We start from the raw sequence: 24,224 nt of genomic DNA, 5'->3' as shown, positions 1-24,224 counted from the left end.
CCGTAGAGGCGGAACTGATCGTGGTAAATAGATCCCGGAGCCGATTCTGTACGCGGCCTGGGAGCGGGCGGGTCAGCCGGTGCTCAGCCGATGCGCGCGCGGGTCGATCGTCGTGGTGCCGGCGGCGGTGTGCAGCTCCAACTTGGAGCCCACCGGGTCGCCCTTGTCGCTGGGCCACCAGGCGCCCCAGATGCCGTGGCCGAGGCTAGCCGTGATGCGCAGGCCGTTGGTCAGCACCACGTCCACACCGGTCACGGCGGAGCCGCTCAGGCCGTACAGCTGCAACGGTTGCAGACCGGGGTTGCCGGCCGGTGGCTCCTCGAGGTCGCCGCCCAGCACCAGCACCTCGGTGGGCTTCGGCCGGGTGAACGGCTTGTCGCGGACGGTGGCCCACGAACCGTTCAGGCCGTCGTCGGCGTCCGGTTTGACGCCGGAGAGCGCGATCAGCGGATCGGTCGCGGTGCCGCTGCCGAGCGAGACGTCCACGCAGTACGTGAAACTGCCGCGGCGGTCGACCAGAACCTCGCGCTTGGCGGCGGCCTCGGGACGCGACGGGACGCCCTCGATGCCCACGCCTCCGACCCCGAGGTCGCTGCACTTCGACGACCACTGGTCGATGTCCTTCCTGGGCGCGGTCAGCGGCGGCGCGGCCTGCGGGATCGCGGTCCACGGGGCGTGTTCCGGCGGAGGCGCGGGATAGACGCTCAGCGCGACGCCGGCGGTGGCGACCACCGCGGCGGCGACGGCGATCAAGGTGCGACGGCGGCGAGGTGGCGGCGGCGAAGCGGCGGTTATCAGGGTGCGGCGGATGTCCTCGTGGCGCTGAGGGTCGAGGCGGGTGCGCAAGGAGGTCATGGCGTCTCCAGTTGCTGAGTCAGCAGGGTTTCCGCTCCCAGGCGGGCGCGGGCGCGAGCCAACCGGGATCGGACGGTGCCCACCGGCACGCCGAGCGCCACCGCGGCCTCGGCGTAGGTCAAGCCCTGCCAGACGCAGAGCACCAGGACGTCACGGTCGGCGGGTCGCAGGCGTTGCAGCGCTTCGCGCAGGTGGGCGAGCTCGCGCTCGTCGTCGAGGCGGTGCGCCACCTCGTCGGCGTGGTCGGGCGAGGGCGCCGGCGGGGGCAGCCGGTCGAGGGCGCGGCGGTGGCGCAGGGCCGTGCGCCACCGATTCTGCAGGGTGCGGCGAGCAATGCCGTACAGCCAGGGAAGGGCGTTGCCGTCGACCAGCTCGACGTCGCCGCGGCGGCGCCAGGCCTCCAGGAACACGATGGACACGAGGTCGTCGGCGGCGTCGAGCGAGCCGGACCGACGCGCGCAGAAGCCCCGCACCGCCTCGGCGTGCCGGTCGAAGAGCACGCCGAAGCATTCGGGCTCCCCCTCGCGGGCCCGCCGCCACAACTCGCCGTCGTCGCTCACGTCTCCTATATGACCGCGGAGCCGGCCGAGTTCCCCAGTTTTTCAGGCGGCCTCGCGGGGGAGGCGGACGGTGACCGTCGTGCCGTTCGACTCCTGGGAGGCCAGGGTGATCGAGCCGTGGTGGCGTTCGACGACCACGCGGCACAGGGCCAGGCCGAGGCCGGCGCCCGGGATGCCGGTGTGGCGGGCGTTGCCGGCCCGGTAGAGGCGGCGGAACAGGCGGGGCTGCTCGGCCGGGGCGACTCCGCTGCCGCTGTCGGTGACCGTGAGGACGGCGGCCTCGCCGTGGTCGTCGGAGAGGGTCACAGCGACGGTCGAGTCGGGGCGGCTGAACTTGATCGCGTTGCCCAGCAGGGCGTCGGCCACCTGGCGCAGGCGCACGGGGTCGCCGGGCACGATCAGTTCGTCGGGCAGGTCGGTCCGGATCTTGACGTCGCGGCCGGCCGCCTCGGCCGCGGCCGCGTCGACGGCCTCCTCGACCAGTTCGGTCAGGTCCACCGGCTCGACCGAGAGCTGGGCGTGGCCGGATTCCAGCGCGGCCAGATCGAGCAGCTTCTCGACCAGGTCGCGCAGCCGGGTGTTGTTGCGCTGCACCACGTCCAGCAGCTCGCGCACCTCGCCCAGCGTGACGTCGTCGCTCGACTCGGCGATCAGGTCGACGTACGCGCCGATCGAGGTCAGCGGCGTGCGCAGCTCGTGGCCGACCAGGGCGATGTACTCGTCGGTGGCGGCGGCCAGGTGCAGGGCCAGCACCTCGCTGCGGCGCTGCTCCAGGAACGCACCGATCAGCCCGGCCAGCCCGGTCAGCAGCACCCCGAGGGCGGCGTCGGGCTCCTGACGTTCGTACGCGAAAAAGGTCATCACCCCGACGACGCGGTCGCCGCTGCGGACCGGAACGGCGCCGGCCGACCGGAAGTCGCTGCCGGCCGAGATGCTCGGCAGCACCGGCGAGTCGGGGCCGTGCAGGTCGGGCACCCAGATCAGGTCGGCCCGCTGCCAGCACGAACCGGCCAGCCCGTCGCCGCGGGCCATGCTCACCGGCACCGGCAACGGGCGGGACTGCGGGTCGGCGTACACCCCGGCCGGGCGCAGCAGGTCGGTCACCTCGTCGACCAGCCACAACCGCAGGTACGGCCAGCCCAGCGTCACCCCGATCGCCTCGAGGATGCGGTCGGTGGCGTCCGAGGCGTGCGGATGGTCGGCGATGACCTTCAGGACCTCGTTCTCGCAGTGCTGGTACTGCCGGTTGCGGTGCTGCGTCGTCACGTCGTGCATCGCGGCGACCGCCCCGGTGATGCGGCCCGACTCGTCGCGGACGGGCCGGGCGTTCACCGCGAACCAGCGGGGGCGGCCGGCGTCGTCGTGCGCCAGCAGTTCGGCCTGCTCCACGTTCTCGCCGGCCAAGGCCCGAGACAGAGCCAATTCGTGCGTACGCAGTGGCGTGCCGTCCGGGTGAAGCAGGACGAACTTGCGGGTGGCGTCGCCGACCGGCACGTCGCCCACGCCGCGGCCGATGAACTCGTGCATCTTGCGGTTGGCCAGCACCACGCGCCCCGTGGTGTCGCAGGCGGCCACCCCGGCGTCCAGGCAGTCCAGCATCGCCTCGAAGGCGGCCAGGTGGTCGGCGGTGGGGGTGCCGATCGGCTCGGGCTCGTCGGCCGGCGGCGCGGTGCCCAGGTAGGTGCGCAGCGACTCGGTCAGCTCGGGCACGCCGAACGGCTTGCCGATCACCGCCAGCGCGCCCGTCGCGGCCAGCCGTGGGTCGCCCGGCAGCATGTACGCGGTGATGAGCACGACCGGCGTGCCGGCGATCTCGGGGTCGTGGCGGATCGCGTGGCACAGTTCGATGCCGTCCAGGTGCGGCATGTCGACGTCGGCCACGACCAGCGTGGGCCGGTGCTCGGCGATGGCCTTGAGCGCGGCCCGCCCGTCGCTGGTCACGACCACCTGGTGCCCGAGCCGGCGGACGACCTCCGCGATCACCCGCTGATGGTCAAGGTTGTCCTCCGCCACCACCACGCACGCCACAACTCAGGCTAGGACGGGAAAGTTGCCGCCCGGGGCCGGTTCGGCCGATCATCCCCGCATAGGGGTGATCTCCGACTCTTGACCCCGCCCCGGGCGAGTGTGGCCTGATCCACAGGGGTAGGTGAACAGGGTGCCGGATACAAAAGTCGGACTTCGGTCCGAGCGCGGGCCCGTCCTCGCCGCCGTGATGCTGTCGACCGCCCTGATCGCGATCGACTCCACGATCATCGCCACCGCGGTCCCCTCGATCGTCAAGGACATCGGCGGTTTCACCGAGTTCCCGTGGCTGTTCTCGGTCTATCTGCTGGCCCAGGCCGTGTCGGTGCCGATCTACGGCAAGCTCAACGACCTGTTCGGGCGCAAGCCGGTGGTGCTGTGGGGCATCGGGCTGTTCCTGCTCGGCTCGATCCTGTGCGGCCTGGCCTGGAACATGCTCTCGCTGATCATCTTCCGGGTGGTGCAGGGTCTGGGGGCCGGGGCCATCGCGCCGACCACGATCACGATCGTCGGCGACCTCTACACGGTGCGTGAGCGGGCCAAGGTGCAGGGCTACGTGGCCAGCGTGTGGGGCATCTCGTCGGTGGTCGGGCCGACGCTGGGCGGCGTGTTCAGCGAGTACGTGGACTGGCGCTGGATCTTCCTGATCAACATTCCGCTGTGCCTGCTGGCCGGCGGCATGATCGTGACCAAGTTCCAGGAGCGGGCCGAGCGTCAGCGGCCGGTGATCGACTACCGCGGGGCGGCGCTGCTCTCGGTCGGCCTCACGCTGGTGATCCTGGGCGTGCTCGAGGGCGGCCAGGCGTGGGCCTGGACCTCGCCGGCCAGCCTGCTCACGCTCGGCGGCGGGCTCGTCCTGCTGGTGATCTTCGGTTTCGCCGAGCGCGGCGCGCGCGAGCCGGTGCTGCCGCTGTGGGTGTTCCGGCGGCGGCTCCTGGTGACCAGCGGGCAGCTGGCGGTGGGGGTCGGGGCGATCCTGCTCGGGCTGAGCTCGTACGTGCCGATCTATGTGCAGGACGTTCTCGGGTACGGGCCACTGGTGGCCGGGTTCGCTCTGGCCGCACTGACGCTGGGCTGGCCGATCACGGCGAGCCAGGCCGGACGGGTGTACCTGCGGGTGGGCTTCCGGGTGACCGCGCTGATCGGCACGGCGCTCGTGACGGCCGGCACGGCGTTGCTGCTCCTGCTCGGCGAGGGGTCGTCGGTGTGGGCGGTGGGCGGCTACTGCCTGGTCATCGGGCTCGGCATGGGGCTGACGGCGGCGCCCACGCTGATCGCGGCGCAGTCGAGCGTCGGGTGGTCGGAGCGGGGCGTGGTGACCGCCAACAACATCTTCCTGCGGTCGCTGGGCAGCGCGCTGGGCGCGGCGGTGTTCGGGGCGATCGCCAACGCCATCATCGGCGGCGACTCGGTCGATCCCGGCCTGCTGACGACGGCGGTGCACCGGATCTTCATCGGAATGCTGCTGGTCGCGGTGGTGATGGTCGGGCTGGCGTCGTTGATCCCGCGCTCGGCCGACGCGGCTCTGGAGCCGGCCAGCTAAACAACATTCGCGTGGGCACGTTGGTGTAATCCGTTGCCATAGTGTGTGAGACACAGTATGGTGTTGGACATGACAACGGACGCGACACTAGCCAGCCACCTGCAGGAGCTGCGCCGCGGCACGGTGGTCGTCGCCAGCCTCACCGTGCTGCGCACGCCGGGCTACGGCTACTCGTTGCTGGAAACGCTGAGCGAGGCCGGCTTCGAGGTCGAGGCCAACACGCTCTATCCCCTGCTGCGCCGCCTCGAGTCGCAGGGCCTGCTGACCAGCGCCTGGAACACCGACGAGGCCCGGCCGCGAAAGTTCTACACCACCACCGATCAGGGCAACGCGGTCGCCGACGCCCTGCGCACCGAGTGGTCCCGTCTCGACGAGGCCATGACCGACCTCTCCGCCGACTCCGTCACGACCCCCGGGAGCGACAAATGACCACCCTCGTCGACCGTTACGTCTTCACCGCCCTGCGCCGCGTGCCCGAGCAGCAGCGCTCCGACATCGACCGCGAGCTGCGCGCCTCCATCGACGACGCGGTCGACGCCCGGGTCGAGGCGGGCGAGGCCCGCGACGCCGCGATCGAGCGCACGCTGCTCGAGCTGGGCGATCCCGACCGCCTGGCCGACAGCTACGCGGGCAGATCGAACTATCTGATCGGTCCCGAGCTGTACGGGGTGTGGCGCCGCTCGCTGCTGATGCTGCTCACCACGGTGCTGCCGATCGTGGTCGTGGTGGTCGCCGTCATCGAGGTCTTCCAGGACGACGCCACCGTGGGCACCGTCATCGGCGCGGCGATCGGTGCGATCCTGACCGTCGGCGTCCACATGTGCTTCTGGACGACACTCGGCTTCTGGATCGTCGAGCGCACCGGCGCCGGCAAGGACGACCTCAACGTCCCGTGGACCCTCGCCAAGCTCCCCCGTTACGAGGCGGGCGCCCTGTCGCGGGTCGAGCTGGGGGCCAACCTGCTCTGGCCGGTGCTGGTGACCGTCGCCCTGGTGCTCCAGCAGTTCACGTTCACCGACGTGCCCCTGCTCGACCCGGCCAACTGGACGTTCTGGTGGCCCGCGCTGATCGTGCTGTTCGCGCTCAAGGGTGTGTGGGCCGTATGGGTCTACCGCCTCGGCCGGTGGACCCGCCCGGTCGCCGTGGTGAACGCCGCCCTGTCCGCGGCCACCACCGCCGTCGTGGTCTACCTGCTCGCCGCCGACAAGTTCATCAACCCGGACTTCCCCGGCTTCGCCAACGCCGACGTCGACCTGCGCGGCTGGGTCTCGCTGGCCATCATCATCGCCTTCGTCCTGAGCGCGCTGTGGGACATCTTCGACGTGGCCCGCAAGGCCGAGCGGGCCCGCAAGGGCGTCCCGGCCCAGGTTCCCGGCTCCGGTAACACCTACAGCATCATCTGATTGGTTACGATCGCCCTCCTCGGCTGCCGGGGAGGGCGTCGTCGTGCGACCGGCCGGAGGCATCGTGGAGAAGACCGACTTCAAGAAAGAGCTCGACGTCTACCGCGCCCCCAAGGGCCGTTTCGAGATTGTGGACGTGCCCGAGCTGCGTTATCTGATGATCGACGGGCACGGCGACCCCAACACCAGCGCCTCGTTCGCGGGGGCGACCGAGGCGCTGTACCCGGTGGCGTACAAGCTGAAGTTCGCCAGCAAGCAGAAGCTGGGCCGCGACTACGTCGTCATGCCGCTGGAGGGCCTGTGGTGGGCCGACGACATGAAGGCCTTCACCAGCGCACGCGACAAGTCGCAATGGGACTGGACGCTGCTCATCATGACGCCCGACTGGATCGACGACGCCATGTTCGCCGAGGCCGTTGATCAGGTCGCGGCCAAGAGCGCGCCGGAGCGCCTGGCCGAGGTGCGCCTCGAGTCGCTGGCCGAGGGGCGATGCGTACAGACCCTGCACGTCGGTTCGTACGACGACGAGACCGAGACCCTGGCCCGGCTGCACGACGAATTCATCCCGGCCAACGGCCTCACGATGACCGGCCGGCACCACGAGATCTATCTCAGCGACCCGCGCAAGGTCGCCCCCGAGAAGCGGCGCACGATTCTCAGGCAGCCGGTTTCCGCTCGGTGACGGCCCGGCTCGCCCACGGACGCCGGCGCAGTCCGGGGTCTTGCAGGGGCGGCGGCTGAACGGCCTGATCGAGCTGGCCGATGTCGGCGCCGGGCGGGACGATCTCGTCGATCCGGTCCAGGACGTCGTCGGCAAGGGTGACGTCGAGGCCGTCGATCAGGGCGTCGAGGTGCTGCTCGGTGCGTACGCCGATCAGCGCGCTGGTGACGCCGGGATGGGCGACGGTGAAGGCCATGGCCAGGTGGCTCAGCGGCAGCCCGGCCTCAGCGGCCAGCGGGATCAGCTTCTCGACCACGTCGAGCCGGCTCTCGTCGCTCACGTGCCGCAGCAGGCCGCCCCGCTTCAGGTCGTTGCCCTGATCTTTCCGTACGCGACCGGTCAGCAGCCCCTGGCCGAGCGGGCCCCAGACGAGCGTGCCCATGCCGAAGCGCTGCAGGGTCGGCAGCACCTCACGCTCGATGCCCCGGTTGAGCAGCGAGTAGACCGGCTGCTCGGTGTGGAAGCGGGCCAGCCCGCGCCGCTCGGCAACCCATTGCGCGTCGACGATGCTCGCGGCAGTGCTGCCCGACGCGCCGATCGCGCGCACCTTGCCGCTGCTGATCAGGTCGGTCAGGGCGGCCAGCGTCTCTTCCACGTCGGTGGCCGGGTCGGGGCGGTGCAGCTGGTAGAGGTCGATGTAGTCCGTACGCAGGCGGCGCAGCGAGGCCTCGACAGCCGAGACGATCCAGCGCCGGGACGCGCCCTGCTGGTTGACGCCCGGGCCGGTGGGGCGGCCGAACTTGGTGGCCAGCACCACCTCGTCCCGCCGCCCGGCCAGGGCCCGGCCGACGACGTCCTCGGAATCGGCGTACGCGTCGGCGGTGTCGATGAAGTTGATGCCCGCGTCGAGGGCGCGGTGCAGCAGGCGGCCGGACTCCTCCGGAGTGTTGCCCATCGAGGTGGCGAACATCAGCGCGCCCAGGGCATAGGGGCTGACCTGGATGCCGGTGCGGCCGAGGGTGCGGTGGTGCATGGGATCTCCCTGCCCTACAGTTAAGCGGAAAGCTTTTCCGGAAGCATACGGAAAGCCTTTCCGCTTAAGCAAGAGGGGAAGTCAGTGACGCAGGATCAAGGGCCGCGCCGCCGTGCCGACGCCCAGCGCAACGTCCAGGCGCTGCTGGAGGCGGCCAATGCGGTCTTCGCCACCTCCGGGGTCGACGCGCCGGCCAAAGAGATCACCGACCGGGCCGGCGTCGGGGTCGGCACGATGTACCGGCACTTCCCCCAGCGCTCCCAGCTGGTCGTGGCCGTGGTCGAGAACAACATCGACGCCGTGGCCGACGCCGGTCCCGCGCTCAGCGCCCAGCACGAGCCGGCCGAGGCACTGACCGAGTGGATCCGGCGTTTTGCCGAGCTGCTGGCGACCAAGCGCGGGCTGGCCTCGGCGCTGCACTCCGGCGACCCGGCCTTCGAGGGCCTGCCCGCCTACTTCCTGCAGCGCCTCGGCCCCGCCCTGGCCGCCCTGCTCGAGGCGGCGGTCGCCGCGGGCACGATCCGCGACGACCTCGACGCCGAGGACCTGCTGCACGCCATCACCCAGCTGTGCCGCCCGGTCCCCGGCCTCCCGCCCGAGCACAACCAGCGCGTCCTGGCCGTCTTCCTCGACGGCCTGCGCGTCAGTCGCGCTTCAAGGTGAAGGTGAAGCTGCCGGTGACCTTGCCGGTCAGCCGCACCGCCGAGACGACCTTCCCGGCCTCGACCAGCCTTTCCACCTCGGCCCGGGGCAGGTCGCAGCCCTCGGCGATCAGCCGCAGCGGCCGCACCGGAATGCGGGCGGTGAAGCGGACCGCGACGTCAAGCACCTCGGCGTCCGGCGGCCCCGACCGGCCGGTGTCGAGGCGCCAGGCGTCGTCCCAGTCGAGGGCGACCCGGTTCCGGCGCCGCACGACCGCGTCCTGAAGCACCTCCGCGGCCAGCGCCGGATCGTTGCCGTGCAACCGATCGAGGAGGTCGGGTCGCACAGAACGGACTGTCACGCGCTCCAGAACGGAGAGCTTGACGGTCTCGTCGCAGCGGACGCAGAGCGCGAGCAGCCAGACGTCGAGCAGCTTGTGGTTGGCGTTGACACGAAATTCGCCGCCGGCCCGGAACCGCTCGGCCCCGCACGCGTGGCAGCGACGGACGACAAGCGGCAGGCGGGTAGGCAGAACTGTCCAGTTCTCGAGCACGAAGAAACACCGGTTCCTGTGAGAAATCCGCAGCCTGAAGAAGCGCATCACAAAGGCGCGACGCGCGAGCGACGAAAAAGCTCACAGGATGTACAAGGGACCGCCTCAACTGGATTGACCGGCACGTTAGCGCCGCCGAGCGAGGCCGTTCCACCGATTTACCGACGGAGCCGCCCGCCGGGGAGGCGTCATCGCATCCCCGGCGGGCGGTTGGTGATCAGACGCCGACCGGGACTCCGGGGGCCGCGGCGACCTCTTCGCGCTTGGCTCGGATCAGGACGAAGGCCAGGACTGCGGACAGGCCGATCAGGGCGGCGCTCACCCAGAAGGCGACCGTGTAGCCGTGGACGGTGGCCACCCCTTGCAGGGCCGGCAGCTGGTCGGGGTTGGTGATCTGGCTGCGGTGGTCGGTGATGTACGCGGCCACGGCCGAGGTGAAGATGGTGTTCAGCAGGGCCGTGCCCAGGGAGCCGCCGATCTGCTGAGTGGTGTTGATGAGAGCGCTGGCCACGCCGGCGTCGTGGTCGGCCACCCCGAACAGGGCGGTGCTGGACATGGGGCCGAAGGTGATGCCCATGCCGAGGCTCAGCACGATTTCGGCCGGCAGCACGTGGGTCCAGAAGCTGGTGTCGACGCCGATCCGGGTCAGCATCACCATGCCGATCGTGGCCAGCAGCAGGCCGCCGGTCATCAGGATGCGGGGGCCGAAACGGGTCTGGATCTGGGCCGCCACGCCCGCGCCGGCGATGATGCCGAACGTGAAGGGCAGGAAGGCGACGCCGCTCATCAGGGCCGAGTAGCCGAGGGTGAGCTGCATGTAGAACGTCAGGAACAGGAACATGCCGAACAGACCGGAGCCGATCAGCAGCGAGGCCAGGAAGGCGCCACCGCGGTTGCGGTCGAGCAGCACCCGCATGGGCAGCAGCGGATGCGAGCTGCGCAGCTCGATCACCACGAACGAGACGAGCAGCAGCACGGCGGCGACCAGCCAGGCGATCGTGACCGGTGAGCTCCAGCCGTCCTCGCTGGCCTTCGTGAACCCGTACACCAAAGCGACCAGACCCACAGTGGAGGTGAACGCTCCGGGCAGGTCGTAGCGGGTGTTGCCCTCGGCCCGGCTCTCGCCGACGAAACGGACGGCGGCGACGGCGGCCACGATCGCGATGGGCGCGCTGACCAGCAGGGTCCAGCGCCACGAGGCGTACTCGGTCAGCACACCGCCCAGCAGCAGGCCGACCGCGCCGCCACCGCCGGCGATGGCCCCGTACACGCCGAAGGCCCGCGCCCGCTCCCGGGCCTCGGTGAAGGTGACCGTGAGCAGCGACAAAGCCGCCGGCGCCATGAGCGCACCGAATGCGCCCTGCAAAGCTCGGGCCGCGAACAGCGTCTCGGCGTTGGTGGCCAGGCCGCCCAGCGCGGACGCGGCGGCGAAGCCGAGCAGGCCGATGATGAAGGCCCGCTTGCGGCCGGTGAAGTCGGCGATGCGGCCGCCGAGCAGCAGCAGGCCGCCGAAGGCCAGGGTGTACGCGGTCACCATCCACTGCCGGTTGGCGTCGCTGATGTTCAGGTCGGCCTGGGCGGTCGGCAGGGCGATGTTGACGATCGTGGCGTCGAGCACGATCAGCAGCTGGGAGACGGCGATGACGGCCAACGCCAGCCACCGGTTTCGCGACTTAGGCGATATATCCGGCGGAACGGAGGTAGCAGAAGTCGATGTGGACATGGAGATCCCCCAAGAGGCCTTGCTGGAAGTGAATTAGCGATTGAGCAGGGGCAGGATGATGTCGTCGACGAGGTGGTCGAGGAAGGCTTCATCAAGCGGCTCGCCCAGGGCGAACCGCCGCATGAAGATGACGGCCGGCACGATCTCGTCGATCAGCCCGACGTCGTAGCCGGGCTTCAGCTCACCGCGAGCCACGGCCCGCGCGCAGATGGCCTCCGCGAGCGGGATCTTGGACTCACGCATCTGGCGCAGCTGCGCCGCGAGCTCCTCATCGGTGTGCAGCGCCATGAACAGCCCGGCCAGGAGCGGACCCTCCTCGCTGCTGATCATCGTGGCGATGTCACAGAACCAGGCGCGCAGGTCGCCGCGGAGCGTCCCCGTGTCCGGCAGGGGCCCGTCGACGGCCTTGCACGCGCGGACGGCGTCGGTGACCAGCTCGGCCTTGGTCGGCCAGTGCCGGTACAGGGTCGCCTTGCTCGCCTGCGCCCGGGCGGCCACCGCGTCCACCCGGAGTCCCTGGTAGCCCGTCTCGCCGAGCAACTCGTAGGCCGCGCGCAGGATCGCCTGCTCACGGTCGCTGTCGAGGCGGCGGCCACGTGCGGCCGGCGAGGCGGATCGCGCCTGCTCAGCCATGGTGGCCCCCCGTGATGTCAGCTCTGCGAAACGAAACTGTTTCGTACACTACGCCTCCCGATCGCGATCTCCACAACCGATTGTGACGCAGAGAACGGCGCCGCCCCAGATGAGGCGACGCCGTTCGCGAGGCTGTCTAGAGGCGGGCGTCCAGCGTGAGCAGGCGGGTGATCTGAGTGGCGCCGAAGTTGTCGTCGCTGAGCAGGTGGATCCGGTAGCCGTGGCGGATCGGCACCAGGGCCATGGCCTCGTAGTTGTCCAGCAGCGGGTTGGGCTGGGGCTGCTTGGCGGTGGCGCCCAGGGTCGGGCAGTTCACCAGGTCGGCCACGAGCTTCTTGTCCCGGCCGGGGGCCTTCACCGCGTACAGCTTGACGGTGTTGCCCACGCCCGCGGTGAAGCCCGCCTCCATGACGAGAAGCGAGTTCTTCCCGTACGCGGCCACTTCCGGAACGCGGAGGCCGGTGTCCGCGCGGTAGAGGATCTGCCGGGTCAGCTTCCAGGCGCCGTGGCGGCCACGGTCGTACACGAGGAAGCGGTGGGCGGTCTCACCGGTGAGCACACCCTCCATGGCGGCGATGATGCGGTCGCCGTCCGGGGTGATGGTCAGGCCCTCCAGGGTGGCGTTGGCGGTGGCCTCACCGGCCGGGGCCGGGGCGAACCGGGCCGGCACCGGCAGCGAGGCCTTCTCGACGCCGTTGCGGCCGAAAATCCGGATCGCGGGCTCGGTCTCGGAGCTGACCACGAGGTCGCCGTTGGGCAGGATCACCAGGCCCTCGTTGTCGGCCGTGACACCGTCGTACGGGGTGCCGTCGGCCTTGCGCAGCACCAGCGGGGCGCCGACCAGCCGCGGGTGGGCCGGGTCGCGGAAGAACCAGACGCGGGACGGTTCGGCGTTGCGGTTGTCGACGACGGTCGCCCACGACTTCGTACGGCCGTCCCAGGCGAGCGCCGAGAGGCCGCCCACCGTGACGCCGTCGCGCACGGCCTTGTCGAGGGCGTCGCTGTAGGACACCGCGCGCACGCCAGGGGCGCACGACGACGCGGCGGAAGCGGCGGCGGGAGCGGCCGGCGCCACGATCGTGGCGGCCAGCAGCGAGAGGGCGATCAGGCGCTTCATGACGGTGCGGACTCCTTGCGGATCTTGGAGGAACCCCGGGCGACCGACCAGCCCTGCACCCACTTGGCGGTGGTGTCGCGCTTGGTGCGGTCGGCCAGGTGGTACCAGTCCATGCGGCAGCGGGCGGTGGTCACGTCGAGCACGCCGAAGCCGTGGCCGTCGGTCTCGACCCACTTGACGTGCGGGTTGGTGGCGCGGAGGAGCGAGGCGGCGAGCACGCTCAGCGGGCCGCCGGCGCTCGTGCCGAGGAAGTCGTTGATGTTGTCGCTCGTCACCGACGGAACAACGAACTCGGCGGCGGCCGGATTGGCCGTACCGGTGCTCTTGGTCGTCAGTTCGTTGGCCCACGAGGTGTGGATGTCGCCGGTGAGGAAGACGACGTCCTTCGTACGGCTGACACGCAGCGTGCCGACCAGGCGCTCACGGTCGGCGTTGTAGCCGTCCCACTGGTCGGCGTTGAGCACGAGCCCGTTCTGCGGCACACCGATCAGCTTCCCGAGCGGCCCGAGCAGCCAGGCCGGCAGGGCGCCGACGTCGAGGCGCGAGATCATCACCGGGTTGCCGACCAGCTTCCAGGCGGCGGTCGAGGTGGTCAGGCCGTCGAGCAGCCAGCTCATCTGGGCCGCGCCGGTGATCGTGCGGCCCAGGTCGTCGACGGTCGTGCCGCTCGCCTGTTCCGAGCGGTAGGTGCGCAGGTCGAGCATGGACAGCTCGAGCAGCGTGCCGTAGCGCAGCCGCCGGTAGATGTGCCCGTCCTCGGCCAGCCGGACCGGCATCCATTCCGCGTACGCCTGACGGGCCGCAGCCACCCGCGCGGCGAAGTCGCCCTCGGCGCCCGGGGTGTGGTTCTCGGCGCCCCCGCTCCACATGTCGTTGGCGACCTCGTGGTCGTCCCAGGTGATGATCCACGGCACCGAGGCGTGCAGCGCCTGCAGGTCAGGGTCGGTCTTGTACTGCGCGTGCCGGGTGCGGTAGTCGGCCAGCGTCAGCGTCTCGCCGGCCGGCTCGGTGGGCCGCACGACCTTGCCGCCCGCGTCAAACTGGCCCGAGCCGTACTCGTAGAGGTAGTCGCCGAGGTGCACGACCAGGTTGAGGTCGCCGCGGGCGGCCAGGTGCCGGTACGCCGCGAAGTAGCCGGCCTCCCAGTTGGCGCAGCTCACGACGCCCATCCGCAGCCGGGTGATGGCGTCGGTGGCGGCCGGCGCGGTCATCGTCCGCCCGGTCGCCGACCAGCCGCCGTCGAACCCGAAGCGGTACCAGTACGTCGTACCCGCGGCGAGACCAGCGATGTCGGCCTTCACCGTGTAGTCGCGCTCAGGGCCGGTGATCACGCGGCCGGACTGCAGCACGGCCGAGAACGACGCGTCGGCTGCGACCTGCCAGCTGACCGTGACCGGGCCGGTCTGCGAAGTGGTGACCCGCGTCCACAGCAGCACGCCGCCGGGAGTCGGATCGCCGGAGGCGACACCGTGCTGGAAGACAGTGGACGCGGCGGCCGCGGCAGGGGCGGCGACGGCGGCTCCGGCCACGCCGGCGCCGGCGAGAAGCAGGACCGACCGGCGGTCGATCCCGCTCGATGGGACAGTCATGCCCCTCGGTCTATCAGGGGCACGACCGCCTCAGTACGGGCTGCGCCGGATGTTCGGCTGCCCTTCATCCATCGGTAGCAGTCACTCGCTGATCGCGTCGATGAGGTCGCCGACCGGGCGGTCGGGCAGGGCGCGGGCCACGTCGGCGACCGCCACGATGCCGACCAGCTGGTGGCCGTCGATCACCGGGAGGCGGCGCACCTTGTGCTCGGACATGGTGCGCAGGATCTCGGTGGTGTCGTCGTCGGCGCCGATCGTCACCGGCTTGCCCTGGGCCAGCTCGGCGGCGGTGCAGGTGGCCGGGTCACGGCCCTGGGCGAGGGCCTTCACGACGATGTCGCGGTCGGTCAGCATGCCCTTGAGCCGGTTGTCCTCGCCGCAGATGGGCAGCGAGCCCACCCCGAGCTCGGCCATCTTGCGGGCGGCGTCGGCCAGGGACTCCTTCTCACCCACGCAGGTGGCGTCCGGGGTCATGATCTCGCGTGCGGTGGTCATGCGGATCTTCCTTTCCGTGTCGGGGGTATGACACCGCGTACCCGGCTCAGACCGTCGCAATCGTGCGGGCCACCTCGTTCACCAGCTCGCGGGCCAGGAAGCCGGTGCGGCCGTGCCGGGGAGTCAGCCGCTGGCCGCTCACCGCGTGCACGTACGCGCCCCAGCAGGCCGCCTGGGCCGGGTCGGCCCCGCGGCCCAGCAGCCCGGCGACGATCCCGGCCCGGGCGTCGCCGCTGCCCGAGGTGCCCAGCCCGGCGTCGCCGCTCTCCTCGACCCAGGCCCGGCCGTCGGGCGTGGCGATGTGGCCGTACAGCGAGACGACCGCCTTGTACTTGCCGGCCAGCTCGGCCGCCGCGGCCGCCAGGTCGTCGCCGGGGTCGCGGCCCAGCAGGTGTCCCGCCTCGACCACGTTCGGGGTGAGCACGGCCCGCCGCAGCTGCAGCAGGCCCGGGTCTTTGCTGAGCGCGCCCAGGGCGTACGCGTCGAGCACCACGCCGGTCTCGGGCCGGGCCGCGCCGAGCACGTCCCGCATGAGCTTGGTCGTCTCGTCGATGTCGTCCAGCCCCGGGCCGAGCGCGATCACGTCCGCCTGCTCGGCCAGCTCCAGCAGCTTGTCGGACTGCGACAACCCGACCACCTTGGCCTCGGGCACCGCGATGCTCAACTGCACTGCCGTCTCTTCCGCCACGGCCAGTTGCAGCCGTCCCGCGCCGGCCCGCAGCGCGGCCTCGCCGGCCAGCAGGACCGCGCCCGGGGTGAACTTGGAGCCGCCCACCACCAGCACCGTGCCCCGGGCCTCCTTGCTGCCCTCGGGGTCGGGCAGCGGCCAGTCGCGCAGCACCCGCAGAGTGATGACCCGTTCCTCAGACCGGCTCGTCATCGACGTCCTCCTGCTTGGTCGGCGGGGTGCCCTCGGCGTGCAGGTGCTCGACGGAGTTGAACAGCTCCGGCCGCAGCTCGCCGTCCTCGCGGCGCCAGCTGCTGATCGAGCAGTTGGCCACTGTCGTCTCGTGGGCGATCTCCATCAGCTCGGCCTCGCTCAGCCCTTCGGCCAGGTAGCGCACCAGCAACACGATCGCCTCGTGCCCCACCAGCACCACCCGGCCGCCCGGGTGGTCCTCCCGCAGCTCACGCAGCAGGGCGCGGAGCCGCAGCAGCACGTCGGCCCACGACTCGCCGCCGGGCGGGCGGTAGTAGAACTTGCCGTGCCGCGCGCGCCGGGCCGCCTCCCCCGGCAGCCGCTGCTGCACGCCGTACGCGGTCAGCAGGTCGAGAACGCCCAGCTCCCGGTCGCGCAGCCGCTCGTCGACGACCATCGGCACGTCCAAGCCGGCCAGCGCCAGCTCGGCGGTCTGCCGGGTGCGCAGGTACGGCGAGACGATGGCGACGTCCGGGGCGGCCTCGGCGAGCACAGTGCCGACCGCCTTGGCCTGCTCGCGCCCCAGATCGCTGAGCGGCACATCGGCATCCCGCTCGGGGATGTCGATCTCTTCGATGCCGGCCGTCTCGGCGTCCTGGGCGGTGACATTTCCGGTGCTCTGGCCGTGCCTCACCACGGCGAGCCACTGCAGCTGTTCCATGACCGATCCGTTTACCCCGGCGGCGGCCGGAAGAACGCTCATGAGGTCGGAAACCGCGCCGATCAGGAAAGGGTGAACGTCCGGCAGAAGCTGCTCGGCGGCTTCCTGACGGTGGCCGCCATGGTGGCGGTGACCGGCGCCGTCGTTCTGCACGCCGACGCCGAGACGACCAGCAAGGCGGCGATCACCGAGGCCGAGCAGGTGGCCCGGGGCATCGCCAAGGACGTCGCCTACGGCCTGGCCGTGGACACCCCCGACGAGAAGCCACCGGCGCTGATCGACCAGCCGGCCGCGCTCGCCGCCTACCTCGAACGCCTGAGCGAGCTGCAGGACCGCGACGTCGTCGTGGTCGACACGGGCAAACACATCCTGGCCGACGCCATCCCCGAGAACGTGGGCACGGTGTTCGACCACGACACCGGCAACGAGATCGGCCGGACCATCGCCGACGGCCGCTCGCGGGTGTTCGTCGAGACGAGTGACGACTATCCCGAGGGCATCCGGCAGGTCGTGGTGCCCGTGGTGGGCGCGGGCGGCACGATCCTGGGCGCGGTGGTGCTCGAGTACACGCCGCTCTACGAGCAGATGGAGGCGGCCACCGGGGACGCCGAGATCGTCATCCTGGTCGTCGGCGTGCTCTGCATCCTGTTCGTGCTGGCGCTGGGCGTGGTGACGGCCGAGTCGATCACCCGCCGGATCCGCGCGCTGACCGGCGCGGTCGAGAGCATCCGCGACGGCGACCTCTCGCAGCGGGTGGCGCTGGGCCGGCGCGACGAGATCTCGCGGCTGGGCGACGCGTTCAACGACATGGCCGTACGCCTGGAGCAGTCGGCCCGCGAGATCCTGGCCAAGGAGTACACCGACCGCATCCTGGCCAACGCGGGCGAGGGCATCTGCGGGGTGGACGCGCGCGGGCGGATCACGTTCGCCAACGAGGCGGCCGGGCGGATCACCGGGCTCGGCGTCGACGGCCTGCTCGAGCGGGAGGCGAGCGCACTGCTGCCGGAGGCGCACGAGGCGGCCGAGGTGACCCTGCAACGGCCGGACGGCAGTTCGGTGCGGGTCGCGTACACGGTCAGCCCGATCACCAAGGAGGACCGGCGAATCGGCGGCGTGGTGGTGCTGCGCGACGTGACCCGCCAGCGCGCCCTCGAGCACGACCTGCGCCACCAGGCCCTGCACGACGCGCTGACCGGGCTGCCCAACCGCAAGCTGCTGCTCGACCGGCTCGAGCACGCGATGGCCCGGGCCCGGGCGACCGGCGAGAACACCGCCGTCCTCTACCTCGACCTGGACGGGTTCAAGAAGGTCAACGACAGCCTCGGCCACAACTCCGGCGACCTGCTGCTGCGCACCGCGGCCGAGCGGCTGACGGCGGCCTTGCGCCCGCTCGACACGGTGGCCCGCCTCGGCGGCGACGAGTTCGCCGTACTGCTCGAGAACGCGGACCCGGCCGTCGCCACCGAGCTGGCCCAGGCCTGCATCGACACGCTGGCCGAGCCCTTCCTGCTGCACGGCCGGGAGGCGGCGGTGAGCGTGAGCATCGGCGTGGTGCCGGCCGCGCACCGCTACGGCGACGCGGACGAGGTGCTACGCAACGCCGACGTCGCCATGTACGCCGCCAAGGCCCGCGGCAAAGCCTGCTACCAGGTGTTCGAGACCAGGATGCACGAGCAGCTGCTGGATCGGCTGGACAGCGAGTCCCGGCTGCGCGACGCGGTGCACCGGGGCGAGCTGCGGGTCGACCTGCAACCGGTGGTCGAGGTGGCAACCCGGCGCACCCGCGGCGTCGAGGCGCTGGTGCGCTGGGCCGATCCCGAGCGGGGACTCCAGCCGCCGGGGGCCTTCATCCCGCTGGCCGAGGAGACCGGGCTGATCACCGAGATCGACCGCTGGATGCTGAACGAGGCCTGCCGGCTCGTCCGCGAATGGCAGCGGACGGCGCCCGAGTCCGCGCCGGCCTGGGTGAGCGTCAACCTGTCGGCGGCCAACCTGGAGGTGCCGGATCTGACCGACCGGGTGGCCTACGCGCTGGCGAGCACCGGCCTGCCGCCGGAAAGCCTGGTGCTGGAGCTGACCGAGACGGTCCTCATGCGGGACCTGGCCGTCACGGCGACCCGGCTCGAGGAACTGCGCGAGCTCGGCGTACGCATCGCGATCGACGACTTCGGCACCGGGTACTCGTCGCTGGGCTATCTGCGCGACATCCCGGTCGACGTGCTCAAGGTCGACCGGTCCTTCATCACCGGGCTGGCCGGCAATGAACGTCAGCAGCAACTGGTGAGCGCCGTGCTGCAGCTCGGGCACACTCTCGGCCTCAAGGTGGTGGCCGAAGGGGTCGAGACCGAGGAGCAGCTGGCTTTGCTGGCCGCCATGGACTGCCGGTACGCGCAGGGCTATCACCTGGGGAGGCCGGAGCCGGCCGCGGATCTGATGCGACGATCCGCGGCCGTTTCCGTCATCTAGCTCTGCACGAACACCGCCGTGGTGCGGGGCGGCACGGTGAAGGTGCCAGTTCCTTTCGCGTACGAGGATGTGCGGACCAGTGGATCGGCGGAGTTCCGCTGCACCGGGTGGAGGGCGACCGCCTTACCGGCCAGCGCCGGGACGGTCTGGGTGGTGGCCGCCGAGGTGCCGTTGAAGATCACGGTCACCGACTTCCAGGTGCGGTCGATTCCCCGTCCGTCCAGGGTCATCGTGACGACCCCCGGGGTCTCGGCCGCACCGGAGAGCGGGAACGCCATCCTCTTCTGCACCTCGGCGGCGGTCGGCAGGCCGAAGACCGGCGACGAGCCGCGGATCTTCAGCAGTTCCTGATACCGGGCGTCGGACAGGGCGACCGCCTCGCACGACGGCACCAGCGCGGGATCAGCGAGTAGCGGCCGCGCAAAAACCCACTTGTCCGCGTTGTCCGCGGCGGGTGGCAGACCACGACCGAAGCCGTTGCCCTGGGCGCAGTCCCACTGGATCTCGTTGAACCAGTCACCCGAGTTGAACGAGTTGCGATCCAGCGACTTCGAGCGCAGCCGTTCCGAGCCGGTGGCAAGGAACCCGGCGCCTTGCCCGAGAGCCGTGGTGGCCAGGGCGACCGACTGGGCCCGGGCCCGCTCGGTCGCGTTCAGAGAAGCGGGCAGCTTGAACGCCATCGCGTCGTACAGGATCTCGTTGTCGTGCGCGTCGACGTAAGTGATGGCCTCCCCCGGCGCCGCGGTGTAGCCGGCCGGCGAGCCGTTGTAGTCGACCTGATCCCCGGTGACGACGGTCCCGGCCGAGTTCGTGAAGCGGAACGACTTGAGGTTGCCGCTCAGCCCGACCTTGATCAGGTCCTGGTAGTGCAGCAGCCGCGCGCGCTGTTCCGCTTCGGTTCCGTTCACCGGGTCGCCGTTGGGCGCCGACAGCAGGCCGGTGGCGAAGCCCTGCACCCGCGGGTTCTCGTCGAACGGCCCGCCCCCGCGCACGGCGTCGCGCAACCGGTCGTTGAAGGTGGCGATGCCGGTGCCGGCCATGTTGGCCTGGGTCGCCTGCTCGAAGCGGGCGTTGCCGGCCACCTCGCCGAAGTCCCAGCCCTCGCCGTACAGGTTGATGCTCTTGCCGTCGACCCCGTCCTTCTTCACCGTCAGGCGGTCGAGCGCCGCCCGCACGGCCAGGATGTTGGCCTTGGGGTGGTGGCCCATCAGGTCGAAGCGGAAACCGTCCACCTTGTACTGCCGGGCCCACGTGACGATCGAGTCGACGACGAGCTTGCCCATCATCGCGTTCTCGGTGGCCGTGTTGGCGCAGCAGGTGGAGTTGGCGACAGTGCCGTCGGCCAGCAGCCGCTGGTAGTAGCCGGGCACGATCTGGTCGAGCACCGAGTTCGGGTCGGTGCCGGCGGCCGAGGTGTGGTTGTAGACGACGTCCATCACCACGCGGAGCCCGGCCCGGTTGATGCCGGCCACCATCCGGCGGAATTCCTTCGTACGGGCATCGGGGTCGACCGCGTAGCCGCCCTCGGGAACCGTGTAGTGCAGAGGGTCGTAGCCCCAGTTGTAACCGTCGGTGGCGGCCACTTCGGCGATGCACTTCTGCTGTTCCTCGCTGTCCGGCGGCAGCGACGGCAGATCACACGGCGGCTGCTTCTGGTCGGCCCGCCGCTCGGGAATGGTCGCGAAGTCGAACACCGGCAACAGATGCAGGTGGGTCGTTCCGGCCTTCGCCAGGGCTTCGAGGTGCTGCCGGCCCGCGCCGTTGCCCTCGAACGCGAGATAGGTGCCGCGGCGATCGGCCGGGACCGTGCTGTCGGCGATCGAGAAGTCGCGTACCGACAGCTCGGAGATCTGGATTTTCGCCGAGGGCACGGCGGCCGGCTTGCGCAACGACTTCCAGCCGGTGGGCGCGAGCGCCGGGTCGGTCAGGTCGACGATCCGGCTCAGTTTGGAGTCGGTCGAGAGTCCCAGCGCGTACGGGTCGGTGACGGCGGCCGTGACGATGCGCCCGGCCGCCGGCTGCCACGCCGTGACGCCGTACTTGTAGAACTTGCCTTTCCACGATGTCGGGCCGCGGACCGACCAGACGCCGGTGCGGTCGTCGCGGCTCATGGCCACGGTGCGCGGGCTCGAGGCGGCCGTGTCGAACAGTTGCAGCTCAACCTTCTGCGCGGTGGGCGCCCACACCGACAGCGTGGTGCCGACCGGGCCCAGCTTGACGCCGGCCGCCGCGGTCGCGTACAGGTCGTCGAGCACGCCCGCAGTCTGCACGCCCGTCGCGGCCAGGAGCTTGCCGTCCGCGTCGCGCTCGGTCAGGACGATCTGGCCGCGCAGGATCCGCTTGGCGTCGGCGCCCTTCGGCAGGCGGAAGGCGTCGTACTGCCACAGGTGCGGGAAGCGGGCGCGCTGCGCGTCGGTGAGGCCGCCGCTCGAAGTCAGAGGCAATTTCTCGTACGTTCCGGTCAGCTCGCCGCCGGCGATGCCGATGCCTCCGGGCGCGTACGCGAGCTCGTACCGCTTGCCGTCGGTGCCGCCGCCGGCCGGCCAGGCGATCGTGCCCCGGTCGAGCCACACGGCCGTCGACTTGGTGAGGTCGATGACGCCTCCGCTTCCGGTCTTCTTCACGACGGGCGCCAGGCGGGGCGAAACGCCGGCCAGCAACCAGATCTCGTGCCCGCCCTCGGCGAAGGTGAGCCGCTGATCGTCCGGCAGGTCCTTCTCATATCCCTTGTGGACGATGTAGTTGAGCGCTGTCGCCCCGGCCGCGAGCGGCACCTCGAAGACGGCGCCGAACGAGTCGGTGCGGACCGGTGTCAGCGGCGACGCCCAGTCGGTCGGATTGGCCGCGCCGCCCCAGACGTGCAGACCCCAGCCCGAGTAGTCGCCGTCGGCGCGCCGGTAATGGATGACCGCCTTGCTCTGGTCCTGCTCGACCGCAGGCGGCGTCGTGGTGACGGCCGGATCGCCTTGCTTGAGCCAGATCTCGCCGTTCTGCGACGGGTCGAAGGCGCGGTCGGCCTCGACGTCCTTCACGCCGTCCTTGCTCACGACGATGAAGCCGACGTTCTTGGCGCCCGGCTTGAGTTTCACGTACGCGAACCGGCCGTACGCGTCCTCGCCGGCGAACGGCTGACCGGCGGGCCAGGTCGTGGTCATCGACGGGTCGACGTCGCCGAAGACGTAGAGCCCGTAGTCGTCGTAGCCGCCGGCCGGCCGCTGATAGTGCACCACCGCGTAGTCGGGGCTGGTCGTGGTGACCGGCGTGCCGACCCTGATGCTGGTGCTCGCCGAGGCGAGGCGGCCCTTGCTGTCGCGTACGACGGCCTTGTAGCGCACTGTCGTGCCGCCCGGCAGCCCGGTGAGGTCGTGATAGGCGCTCTTGCCCCGCCCGACCAGCTGCCAGGGCCCGTCGCCGACCTGCGCCGCGAAGGTGACCGTGGCCAGCGGGTCGCCCGTGGTCTCGGCGGCGAGCTTCGTACGCGTGGCCACGGTGGCCGTGCCGGGCTCGGTGAACTTGACGGTCGGCGCGGCTCCTTCACCGGGGATGGCCTTGTTCGCCTTGAACGCAACCGCCGACAGGGGCGGCACGGTGATCGTGAGTTTGCCTTCGGCCTTCGCTGAGGCGGTTGTGCCGTAGATGCCGGTGAAGGTGGCGCCCGGCGACCACGTGTCGATGGTGACGGTCTGGTCGGTGGTGGCGCTGTTGGCCGCCACCACGTATTCGACGCGCTGCTTGGGGTCGATGCGTGAGGCGGCGAAGACGCCCGGGCCCGCGGCCGCGTGCCGGGTCACCTGGACGCCGCCGCGCAGCGCCGGGTTCGCCTTGCGCAGCGCGCCGAGCGAGGCGATCGTGCGGTAGATCGGGTGCGCGGTGTTGTAGTTGTCGACCGCGTGGGTGCGGTCGGTGCCGATCAGGTCGTCGTCGAGGTAGTCGGCGGTCTTCGACGCGAACATGTCCTGGCGGGCGTCCTTGTCGCCGCCCGGACCGGTGAAGCCCTGCTCGTCGCCGGAGTAGACGACGGGCTGGCCGCGGGTGAGGAACATCAGCTCGTGCGCGAGCTGGTCTCGTTTCAGGGCGTCGTCACCCGTGCCGTCACTCTCGAGGAACGAGCCGATGCGGCCCATGTCGTGGTTGCCGAGGAAGGTCGGGAGGCGGCCGGCGTTCGTGTCGCGGGCGGTGTAGAGGTCGTCCTTCGCATACAGGTCAGCCAGGGCCTGGGCCGAGCCGCCGGTCACGAAGCCCTTGGCCGCCTCCTGGAACGAGAAGTCGAGCGTGGCGGGCAGGCCGCCCCGGCGTACATAAGTGCTCTCGACCTCTTGGTCGGCGCTGTAGACCTCGCCGAACATGAAGAAGTCGGGCTTGCCGGCCTTCTTGGCGGCCTTCTCGATGCCGGCGCTGAACTGCGGCCAGAAGTCGAGGTTCACGTGCTTGACGGTGTCGAGGCGGTAGCCGTCGATGCCGGTGGTGGCGATCCAGTAGGCGTAGACGTCGGTCAGGCCCCGCACGACCTCGGGACGTTCGGTCCACAGGTCGTCGAGGCCGTAGAAGTCGCCGTACTCGCTGTTCTCGCCGGCGAACGTGGAGTTGCCGCGGTTGTGGTACATCGTGGGGTCGTTCAGCCACGCGGGTTTCTTCACCGTCTTGTCGGCCGCGGACGGGAAGACCGGTGTGTACGGGAACGACTTGGCCGAGACCTTCGGGAACTCACCCTTGCGGTCGTCGAACGGTCGGCCCTGGGCGTCCTTGTAGGGCTTGGTGGCCTTGTCGATGTAGTCGTATTTCGCCTCGGCGTAACGGATCACGTCGGCCGTGTGGTTGGCGATGATGTCGAGGTAGACCTTGAGCCCGCGCTTGTGGGCGAGCTGCACCAGCTTCTTGAGTTCGGCGTTCGTGCCGAAGTGCGGGTCGACCTGGGTGAAGTCGGTGATCCAGTAGCCGTGGTAGCCGGCCGAGACGTCGTCGCCGGTGCCCTGCACGGGCCGGTTCTTGAAGACCGGGGCGAGCCAGATCGCGGTGGTGCCGAGGCCCTGGATGTAGTCGAGCTTGTCGATGACGCCGGCCAGGTCGCCGCCGTGATAGAAGCCCTTGTCGGTGGGGTCGAGGCCGGTGGCGAGCCGGTCGCCGGTCAGGCCGCCCTTGTCGTTGGCCTTGTCGCCGTTGGCGAAGCGGTCGGGCAGCACGAAATAGAACTGCTCGTTGTCGGCGGGCTCGTCGGTGCCCCACCGGGCGATGACGGCGTCGCTGTTCTTGTCGGCAGCCTGCGCCGGTACGGCCGTCAGGAACGGCAGTGCCAGGGTTACGGCGGCGGCCAGCAACCGCCGCTGGAGAGAGACCACTATGTCCCCT

The 24,224-nt window shown here is 70.7% G+C and carries 19 protein-coding genes; 6 read left to right on the top strand and 13 right to left on the bottom strand.

The annotated features are described in order from the left end of the window. Positions 1-72: 72 nt before the first annotated feature. The 3 genes from OWR29_RS30845 to OWR29_RS30835 are packed head-to-tail and all read right to left on the bottom strand — an operon-like array spanning position 73 to position 3,428. Positions 73-855, bottom strand: coding sequence for a hypothetical protein (locus OWR29_RS30845; protein WP_267566871.1), 783 nt, complete (start codon positions 853-855; stop codon positions 73-75). Continuing rightward, positions 852-1,415, bottom strand: a complete 564-nt coding sequence (locus OWR29_RS30840; RefSeq protein ID WP_267566870.1) for an RNA polymerase sigma factor — start codon at positions 1,413-1,415, stop codon at positions 852-854. The genes OWR29_RS30845 and OWR29_RS30840 overlap by 4 nt, the downstream gene beginning before the upstream one ends. 42 nt (positions 1,416-1,457) lie before the next feature. Continuing rightward, complete coding sequence (locus OWR29_RS30835; protein WP_267566909.1) at positions 1,458-3,428, bottom strand: ATP-binding protein; 1,971 nt, start codon at positions 3,426-3,428, stop codon at positions 1,458-1,460. A 202-nt stretch (positions 3,429-3,630) separates the two neighbouring features. Here OWR29_RS30835 and OWR29_RS30830 point away from each other — a divergent pair, with 202 nt between their 5' ends. The 4 genes from OWR29_RS30830 (at position 3,631) to OWR29_RS30815 (ending at position 7,068) form a co-directional block, all read left to right on the top strand. Continuing rightward, positions 3,631-4,983 (top strand): MFS transporter, encoded by a 1,353-nt coding sequence (locus OWR29_RS30830; RefSeq protein ID WP_267566908.1) that lies wholly within the window; start codon positions 3,631-3,633, stop codon positions 4,981-4,983. Between the two features lie 69 nt (positions 4,984-5,052). Then, entirely contained in the window at positions 5,053-5,412 is a 360-nt protein-coding gene (locus OWR29_RS30825) for a PadR family transcriptional regulator (protein WP_267566869.1), read from the top strand. After that, the gene (locus tag OWR29_RS30820; RefSeq protein ID WP_267566868.1) at positions 5,409-6,386 is read left to right on the top strand and encodes a permease prefix domain 1-containing protein; all 978 of its coding nucleotides are present in this window, start codon (positions 5,409-5,411) and stop codon (positions 6,384-6,386) included. Before OWR29_RS30825 ends, OWR29_RS30820 begins: the two co-directional genes overlap by 4 nt. 64 nt (positions 6,387-6,450) lie before the next feature. After that, positions 6,451-7,068, top strand: coding sequence for a GyrI-like domain-containing protein (locus OWR29_RS30815; protein WP_267566867.1), 618 nt, complete (start codon positions 6,451-6,453; stop codon positions 7,066-7,068). Here OWR29_RS30815 and OWR29_RS30810 read toward each other — a convergent pair. Continuing rightward, a complete protein-coding gene (locus OWR29_RS30810) occupies positions 7,043-8,080 on the bottom strand; it encodes an aldo/keto reductase (protein WP_267566866.1) in 1,038 nt (345 codons plus the stop codon). The genes OWR29_RS30815 and OWR29_RS30810 overlap by 26 nt on opposite strands. Before the next feature lie 84 nt (positions 8,081-8,164). Between OWR29_RS30810 and OWR29_RS30805 the strand changes: the two genes are divergently transcribed. Then, on the top strand, positions 8,165-8,743 hold the full coding sequence (locus tag OWR29_RS30805; protein ID WP_267566865.1) for a TetR/AcrR family transcriptional regulator: 579 nt from the start codon (positions 8,165-8,167) through the stop codon (positions 8,741-8,743). Here the strand turns inward: OWR29_RS30805 and OWR29_RS30800 are convergent. The 8 genes from OWR29_RS30800 to OWR29_RS30765 all read right to left on the bottom strand — a co-directional run bounded on the left by OWR29_RS30800 (position 8,724) and on the right by OWR29_RS30765 (position 16,412). Then, complete coding sequence (locus OWR29_RS30800) at positions 8,724-9,275, bottom strand: DUF1062 domain-containing protein (RefSeq protein ID WP_267566864.1); 552 nt, start codon at positions 9,273-9,275, stop codon at positions 8,724-8,726. The two genes, OWR29_RS30805 and OWR29_RS30800, sit on opposite strands and share 20 nt — an antisense overlap. A 217-nt stretch (positions 9,276-9,492) precedes the next feature. Further along, complete coding sequence (locus tag OWR29_RS30795; RefSeq protein ID WP_438872675.1) at positions 9,493-10,998, bottom strand: MFS transporter; 1,506 nt, start codon at positions 10,996-10,998, stop codon at positions 9,493-9,495. 33 nt (positions 10,999-11,031) lie between these two features. Beyond that, positions 11,032-11,631 (bottom strand): TetR/AcrR family transcriptional regulator, encoded by a 600-nt coding sequence (locus OWR29_RS30790; protein WP_267566862.1) that lies wholly within the window; start codon positions 11,629-11,631, stop codon positions 11,032-11,034. Between the two features lie 136 nt (positions 11,632-11,767). Beyond that, positions 11,768-12,748, bottom strand: a complete 981-nt coding sequence (locus tag OWR29_RS30785) for an esterase-like activity of phytase family protein (RefSeq protein WP_267566861.1) — start codon at positions 12,746-12,748, stop codon at positions 11,768-11,770. Beyond that, positions 12,745-14,337, bottom strand: a complete 1,593-nt coding sequence (locus tag OWR29_RS30780; protein WP_267566860.1) for an alkaline phosphatase D family protein — start codon at positions 14,335-14,337, stop codon at positions 12,745-12,747. The genes OWR29_RS30785 and OWR29_RS30780 overlap by 4 nt, the downstream gene beginning before the upstream one ends. 81 nt (positions 14,338-14,418) lie before the next feature. Then, positions 14,419-14,832, bottom strand: coding sequence for a CBS domain-containing protein (locus OWR29_RS30775; protein WP_267566859.1), 414 nt, complete (start codon positions 14,830-14,832; stop codon positions 14,419-14,421). 46 nt (positions 14,833-14,878) lie between these two features. Continuing rightward, positions 14,879-15,712 carry an NAD(P)H-hydrate dehydratase gene (locus tag OWR29_RS30770; protein WP_267566858.1) on the bottom strand — a complete coding sequence of 278 codons (834 nt, stop codon included), beginning with the start codon at positions 15,710-15,712 and terminating at the stop codon, positions 14,879-14,881. Beyond that, positions 15,696-16,412 carry a histidine phosphatase family protein gene (locus OWR29_RS30765; protein ID WP_267566857.1) on the bottom strand — a complete coding sequence of 239 codons (717 nt, stop codon included), beginning with the start codon at positions 16,410-16,412 and terminating at the stop codon, positions 15,696-15,698. Before OWR29_RS30765 ends, OWR29_RS30770 begins: the two co-directional genes overlap by 17 nt. Before the next feature lie 72 nt (positions 16,413-16,484). Between OWR29_RS30765 and OWR29_RS30760 the strand changes: the two genes are divergently transcribed. Then, the gene (locus tag OWR29_RS30760) at positions 16,485-18,878 is read left to right on the top strand and encodes a putative bifunctional diguanylate cyclase/phosphodiesterase (RefSeq protein WP_267566856.1); all 2,394 of its coding nucleotides are present in this window, start codon (positions 16,485-16,487) and stop codon (positions 18,876-18,878) included. Here the strand turns inward: OWR29_RS30760 and pulA are convergent. Next, on the bottom strand, positions 18,875-24,214 hold the full coding sequence (gene pulA / locus OWR29_RS30755; protein WP_267566855.1) for a pullulanase-type alpha-1,6-glucosidase: 5,340 nt from the start codon (positions 24,212-24,214) through the stop codon (positions 18,875-18,877). The genes OWR29_RS30760 and pulA overlap by 4 nt on opposite strands. Positions 24,215-24,224: the final 10 nt, after the last annotated feature.

The sequence above is a fragment of the Paractinoplanes pyxinae genome (assembly GCF_026626335.1).
GTDB classification, from domain to species: Bacteria; Actinomycetota; Actinomycetes; order Mycobacteriales; family Micromonosporaceae; genus Actinoplanes; species Actinoplanes pyxinae.
Note: the sequence above shows the minus strand (reverse complement) of the source record. Positions and strands in the feature narration are given on the sequence as shown.

Excerpts from the sequence above, each read along its gene's own strand:
- OWR29_RS30845 (WP_267566871.1), bottom strand. The coding sequence starts at position 855 with ATGACCTCCTTGCGCACCCGCCTCGACCCTCAGCGCCACGAGGACATC.
- OWR29_RS30830 (WP_267566908.1), top strand. The coding sequence starts at position 3,631 with ATGCTGTCGACCGCCCTGATCGCGATCGACTCCACGATCATCGCCACC.
- OWR29_RS30825 (WP_267566869.1), top strand. The coding sequence starts at position 5,053 with ATGACAACGGACGCGACACTAGCCAGCCACCTGCAGGAGCTGCGCCGC.
- OWR29_RS30820 (WP_267566868.1), top strand. The coding sequence starts at position 5,409 with ATGACCACCCTCGTCGACCGTTACGTCTTCACCGCCCTGCGCCGCGTG.
- OWR29_RS30810 (WP_267566866.1), bottom strand. The coding sequence starts at position 8,080 with ATGCACCACCGCACCCTCGGCCGCACCGGCATCCAGGTCAGCCCCTAT.
- OWR29_RS30795 (WP_438872675.1), bottom strand. The coding sequence starts at position 10,998 with ATGTCCACATCGACTTCTGCTACCTCCGTTCCGCCGGATATATCGCCT.
- OWR29_RS30790 (WP_267566862.1), bottom strand. The coding sequence starts at position 11,631 with ATGGCTGAGCAGGCGCGATCCGCCTCGCCGGCCGCACGTGGCCGCCGC.
- OWR29_RS30785 (WP_267566861.1), bottom strand. The coding sequence starts at position 12,748 with ATGAAGCGCCTGATCGCCCTCTCGCTGCTGGCCGCCACGATCGTGGCG.
- OWR29_RS30780 (WP_267566860.1), bottom strand. The coding sequence starts at position 14,337 with ATGACTGTCCCATCGAGCGGGATCGACCGCCGGTCGGTCCTGCTTCTC.
- OWR29_RS30775 (WP_267566859.1), bottom strand. The coding sequence starts at position 14,832 with ATGACCACCGCACGCGAGATCATGACCCCGGACGCCACCTGCGTGGGT.
- OWR29_RS30770 (WP_267566858.1), bottom strand. The coding sequence starts at position 15,712 with ATGACGAGCCGGTCTGAGGAACGGGTCATCACTCTGCGGGTGCTGCGC.
- OWR29_RS30765 (WP_267566857.1), bottom strand. The coding sequence starts at position 16,412 with ATGGAACAGCTGCAGTGGCTCGCCGTGGTGAGGCACGGCCAGAGCACC.